Source organism: Pseudomonas protegens (assembly GCF_003732485.1).
GTDB classification, from domain to species: Bacteria; Pseudomonadota; Gammaproteobacteria; order Pseudomonadales; family Pseudomonadaceae; genus Aquipseudomonas; species Aquipseudomonas protegens_B.
Map to the genome: position 1 here is coordinate 2,586 of NZ_MOAK01000039.1, position 5,629 is coordinate 8,214.

Below are 5,629 nucleotides of genomic sequence, written 5' to 3' on the forward strand. Positions count from 1 at the left end.
CACAGATCGCCGAACTGATCAGGTTCCAGGGCTATGGAGTCAGCTTCGGGTATCGCCTCGACAAGAAAAGCACAGACGATAATTGACTGTCTCGACAATGACCAAATCTAAAAATTACCTGCAGGAACTCTTGCTGGTCCTCTTTGTTAAACAACAGGTAATTAAACTAATTTTCATCAGCTTTACATTGATCGTCTTGCTACTACCGCTGTTACTTACAAGAAAATTCGAGGTCTCTGCGGAAGTCATCGTTCAATCGAAAAAACTCTCTCAGACAGATATCACAACTTTGCTTTCCCCTGAGACAAACAAGTTCATTCCATTATCACTGGCCGACATGGAAACGGAGGTCAAAATCTTGCAGTCACCCTCACTGACTTACAAAACCATTGAGCAGCTGTATCCACAGCAACTACTCAACGCCGACCCGAAAACCGGGATACGCCTGTTCATCAGCTCAATAAAAAGCGGGGTAAAACATATATTCCCAACGGCAATCAACAACCTGCTGTTCAATGTTAAACCCCCTCCAGAGCACAATGCCGCCCTGCTCGCACTCAGTGCCCAAGCCAATCAGAACCTGAAAGTCGCGACCCTGCCTGGTTCCAACGTCATTTCACTGGTCTATACCACCAGCAACCCCAGTCAAGGCACTGATTTTGTCGAGCAGTTACTGAACAACTATCTCGAAAAACGTCAGGAGCTGCAGTCCAATGAGCTGCCACAAACCTTCTATGAACAAAAGAAGGTGCAATACCAGAGACGCCTGGACACCCTCGAGGACAAGCGCCAGGCGCTGCTGGAGTCGGCCAACACCTCGGCTCCCGCCGAGGAAATCACCTTTCGCCTGAATGCAATCAGCATCGAGGAGGTTTCACTCAACAGCCACCATGATCAAGCTCTGGAAAACCAGCGTCGCCTCGACTATCTACAAAAAAATCTGACCGCCGCACGCCGGGCCGGCCTGACCGATTACACCTTCCCCTCCGCCTTTGCCAATAGCGTTGAGGGTGTGGTCTACGAAGATCGCGAAATCAAAAAACTGGGGGAGCAGCTGGCTGACCTGGTGAGCCAGTACGGCACCACATCGGACATCTACCAGGACAAAAGCGTACCGATGCAACGCTTGCGCGAGCAAATCATCCGCACCCGCGGGCAGTTTCTCCAGGTCGTGGAGAATCGCATTCGCGAACGCACCAGCGACCTGCAGATCACCCGCTCGGTGATCGCCCAGAAAAAAGCGCGAATAAATGACTACAAGGTCCGCATCCGAAACCTCCAGGAAGTGCGGAGCAAGTTACGTCAGTTGGATACCGAGATCGACGCGCTGCACAAAGCCTTCTTCACCTACACCCAGCGTTACGAGGAAAGCCGTAGCGAATACCTGATGAGCGGTGACCTGTCCAACGCCAGGATCCTCAGCTATCCCTTCAAGCCAAGCGCCTCGGTGTTCCCCAAGCCGATGTTGATCATCCCGTTGGGCGTGGTGACCGGGCTGCTTCTCGCCATTGCCCTGGGCTACATCCACGAATTCTTCGATCACCGTTTCAAGCACCCATCACAGATCAGTGAACACATGGCTCTGCCCTTGTTGATGGTCATCGACGACGCCTCCCCCACTCGCCGCAACCCCCATCCTCGAGGGAGCTGGCAATGGGTCAAGTACTGGTTCAAACGATGAGCGAACTGCCCGTGTCCGACCTGCCGATCATCCATCTGATCCACAGCAGTGGATTCTATGGGGCCGAGCGAGTGCTGCTCGATCACTGCGTGCTCATGCCTGGACAACATCAGGTGGTGTTCATCGAGGCTCCACCGGAGTTGATCGAGCGTTTCCGCCAAGCCCAGATCGAATGCCAGAACTGCAACGGATTGTTGGCCTTGCTCAAGCTCCTGCAGGGTCGGTCGATGCTGCTCAACGCGCATAATTTCAAGGCTCAGGTGTTTGCCCTGCTGTGTGCCTGGCGACTGCGCCTGCCACTGATCTGGACCCAGCACGGATTTACTCCGCGCAGCGCCAAACAGAAGTTCTACACCTGGCTCAGCCTGCGCCTGTGCCGCAGTCGCAAGGTGCATCGGGTGGTATGCGTGGCGCAAAGCATTGCCCGTTTGCATCAACAGGCCGGGGTCAAACCGGAAAAATTGCAGGTCATTCCCAATGGCCTGCCTGAGCAGCATGCACCTGGCGAGAACTTGCGCGATCCACAGGCTCCGCTGGTGGGCTTTGTCGGTCGACTGAGCCAAGAGAAAGGCCCGGATCTATTCCTCGACGCACTGATCCCCCTGTGTCGACAACGGCCTGACCTCAAGGCCGTGCTACTGGGCGACGGCCCGATGAAGGAAGCGCTGTACCAGCGGATCAAAGACGCCGGCCTGCAACTGCAAATCCTCATGCCGGGTTACCAGAACAACATGCACAGCTGGGTCAAACGCCTCAATGTGCTGGTACTCAGCTCACGCACCGAAGGCACGCCGATGATCCTGCTCGAAGCCATGCAGGCGGGTACACCGGTCACAGCCTTCGCCGTGGGCGGGATTCCCGACATGATCGAACATCGCACCCACGGTCTGCTGGCCCAGCCGTTGGACAGTACCGCGTTGGCAGGGCATGTCGCCGAGTTGCTGGACTCACCGGCACTGGCCCTGGGCCTGAGCCAGGCTGCCTGGAACCTGCAACGCGAGCACTATCACCTGCCGCAGTTGGCAGAACACTGGCAAACGCTCTACCGCGCGGCCTGCAAGGTTTTGACAAGATGATCGCCTCCCTGCCCCTCGGCGTACTGCTGGGGTTCGGCTGCCTGCTGTTGCTGAGCAGCCCCTGGCCCTATCTGGCGCCGCTGGTGGTCCTCGGGATGTTTGGAGTGGCGCTGTTGTATCAGCGCCCGACCTGGGGGTTTCTTGGCATTTATGCCCTGGTGCCATTCGAAGGCCTGTTCAAGAGCAGCGTGTTTTCCGGTGCGAAATTACTGGGGGCGTCGCTGATCATGATCACCCTCTACAAACTGCTGTTACGTCAGATTTCTGCCACACGCCTGAAGAGCAATTTGTGGCCGGCGTTGCTTCTTTTTCTGCTTTGCCTGTTGCTGAACCTGATGTACAGCGAAAACCGATCGGTCTCCCTGGACAGTCTGCGAGAACTCGCGGTGGGTCTTGCGCTATTTTTTGTCACCCTACTCGTGGGCAACGAAATCAACACGTTGCAACTCTGTCGCTTGCTGTCCGTCAGCGTTGCGATCACCTGTGTGGTGGCGATGGTCTCGGTCGATCATCAGGTCGGCGGCCGGGCCATTGGCCTGCTGCAGGACGCCAATTATTTTGCCTTGTTGATCGCCATGGCAGTGCCGTTAGCGATCTTTCTGACCCAGTACGCAACACGCTGGCCGATACGGCTGTTCTGGGGCTGTGTAGCCCTGACACTGATGATCAGCATCATCAAGACCGACTCGCGCTCGGGCCTGCTGGTGGTGCTGTTGATTATTGCCATCGGCGCTTGGCATTACCGTGCCCAACTGAAAAGACTGGAGCCCAGATACCTGGGGTTCTTGATGCTTGCCGTGGCAGTCATCGTGCCCCTCGTGATCGCCACATTGCCGGCAAAATATGTGGAACGCATCAACTCCCTGAGCATGCTCCAGTCCGGCGCGAGCTCCAGTGACCCCTCTCTTGGCAGGCGCTCCTCCTACCTGATAGTCGGCGGGCAAATGATCAGCGACAACCCCCTTCTTGGGGCCGGCCTTGGCAGCTTCCCGTTCCACTATGCACAAACCGGTTTTGCCAGCGAATTCTCCGAAAACATGAACGAGATAGATCTGTATCGCCGAGCCCACAACACCTATCTGGAGATATTTAGCGAACTCGGAGTTCCCGGCGGCCTGTGCTTCGTGTCGTTGATCATCATTGCTCTGCGCAACTTTGAACGCACCCGCCTCACCTGGCTGCTCAAGGGGCAACAGACTCAGGCCGACATCGCAACTCACCTGGGCTTGAGTCTGCTGGCCATAGCGATATTTCTGCTGTTCCTCAGTGCACCGAATCACAAGTACCTGTGGATCTTCCTGGCCCTGTCCAGCGTGCTGCGCCGGCAAGCCGACGCTTGGCAGGCCAAGCCATGAAGCCGACCTGTGCGCACTCAAAAAGCCTGCACCGCAGCCTTGATACACCACGCGCCACCTCGGTAGCGATTACGTAACCGTCCGCCGTTTTGAACAACAGCAATGGAAGCAGATTGGGAACAAGGAGAATGGACATGAAGCACATCAGTGTGATCGTACCAATGTTCAATGAAGCGCGGCATATCGTGCGCACCCTGGACGGCGTGCATAGCGCTGCCGTCGCGGCGCAGCTGACATGCGAGTTGATCGTGGTCGATAACGGCTCCACCGATAACAGCCCACAACTGGCCCGGGACAACGGGGCACGAGTGCTGGATCACCCCGGGCTATCCATCGGCGCGCTACGCAACCGGGGAGTGGCGTCGGCCACCAGCGACTGGTTGGTATTTCTTGATGCCGATATCGAGGTCCCCGAGAACTGGCTGCTTCTTTGGAAGGAGCTTCAAGCGACACACCACGTCGACGTTCTGGCCCTGGAGTGCAATACACCGCACAGCGCCCCCTGGTTTGCCCGTGTCTGGCAGAGGCGCAGCCAATCCGGCAGTCAGCAGGCACGCAAGCAGCAGTGGTTGTCGACGCAGAACCTGTGCATGGCCCGGAGCTGGTTCGACCGCGTCAACGGTTTCGATGAGCACCTGCGTACCGGCGAGGACAAGGACTTCGGCCTGCGCCTGCATCGGGCTGGTGCCCGGCAACTGAGTCTGGCGACCTCGATGGTCCAGCATTGGGGCTTCGAAAATACTTGGCGCGAGTGGGCCGGCAAAGAGCTCTGGCGCCAGGGCAGCCACGTTCAGTTGCTCAAGAACACTGGTCTGAACATGCGCCTACTACGTTTTCCCCTGCTCTGCCTGAGTACTGGCTTGCTCAGCCTGTTGGCCCTGCTCTACCTGCTGGGCGGACAGTGGACGATGGCCCTCCTGGCACTGCTCGCCAGCGCTATCGCGCCACTGGTGTTGGCCCTGCGTCAGCTCCGGCGCCAGCGCGATCCACTGTTTGTCCTGCAACTCTGGCTGCTGCACTGGGTGCGCCTGCACCTGGGCGCCGTGGCCCTGGTTCAGGGTCTGTTCAACCGCTCTGTCGTGAGACCTGACCGTGGCTAAGACAATTTTCTGGCTGTGCCTGTTACTGCCCTTCTATGCCTGGATCGGTTATCCCTTGCTGCTGGCCCTGCTCAGCCTGTTCGTGCGCCCGCGCCCGCTGCAACCGGGCGAGCCGCTGTCGGTGAGCGTGATCATCGCCGCCCACAACGAAGGCCCGCACATCGAGCACAAGCTGCGCACCTTGCTGCAACAGGACTACCCGGCCACGGACCTGCAGATCATCCTCGCCAGCGACGGCTCCAGCGACGACACCGTGACCACTGCCATGGCGGTGCACGACTCGCGGGTGCTGGTCCTGGACCTGCCCCGGGTGGGCAAGGCCGGGGCCCTGAACGCCGCGGTAGAACTGGCGCGCAACAACATCCTGGTGTTCACCGACGCCGACAACCAATGGTCCGGCGACACCCTGGGCAAGCT

Annotated in this window: 5 protein-coding genes; all 5 read left to right on the plus strand. The window is 58.0% G+C overall.

Going from position 1 to position 5,629, the window contains the following annotated elements; all coding sequences use genetic code 11:
• Positions 1-97 precede the first annotated feature (97 nt).
• A complete protein-coding gene (locus BLX41_RS09370) occupies positions 98-1,681 on the plus strand; it encodes a GumC family protein (protein WP_123724659.1) in 1,584 nt (527 codons plus the stop codon).
• Complete coding sequence (locus BLX41_RS09375) at positions 1,678-2,757, plus strand: glycosyltransferase family 4 protein (protein ID WP_185073474.1); 1,080 nt, start codon at positions 1,678-1,680, stop codon at positions 2,755-2,757. The genes BLX41_RS09370 and BLX41_RS09375 overlap by 4 nt, the downstream gene beginning before the upstream one ends.
• Positions 2,754-4,112, plus strand: coding sequence for an O-antigen ligase family protein (locus BLX41_RS09380; protein ID WP_123724661.1), 1,359 nt, complete (start codon positions 2,754-2,756; stop codon positions 4,110-4,112). The genes BLX41_RS09375 and BLX41_RS09380 overlap by 4 nt, the downstream gene beginning before the upstream one ends.
• 134 nt (positions 4,113-4,246) lie before the next feature.
• A complete protein-coding gene (locus tag BLX41_RS09385) occupies positions 4,247-5,212 on the plus strand; it encodes a glycosyltransferase (protein WP_123724662.1) in 966 nt (321 codons plus the stop codon).
• Positions 5,205-5,629: glycosyltransferase (locus BLX41_RS09390; RefSeq protein ID WP_123724663.1), on the plus strand; the 425-nt coding region annotated here is incomplete at its 3' end. The genes BLX41_RS09385 and BLX41_RS09390, both read left to right, overlap by 8 nt.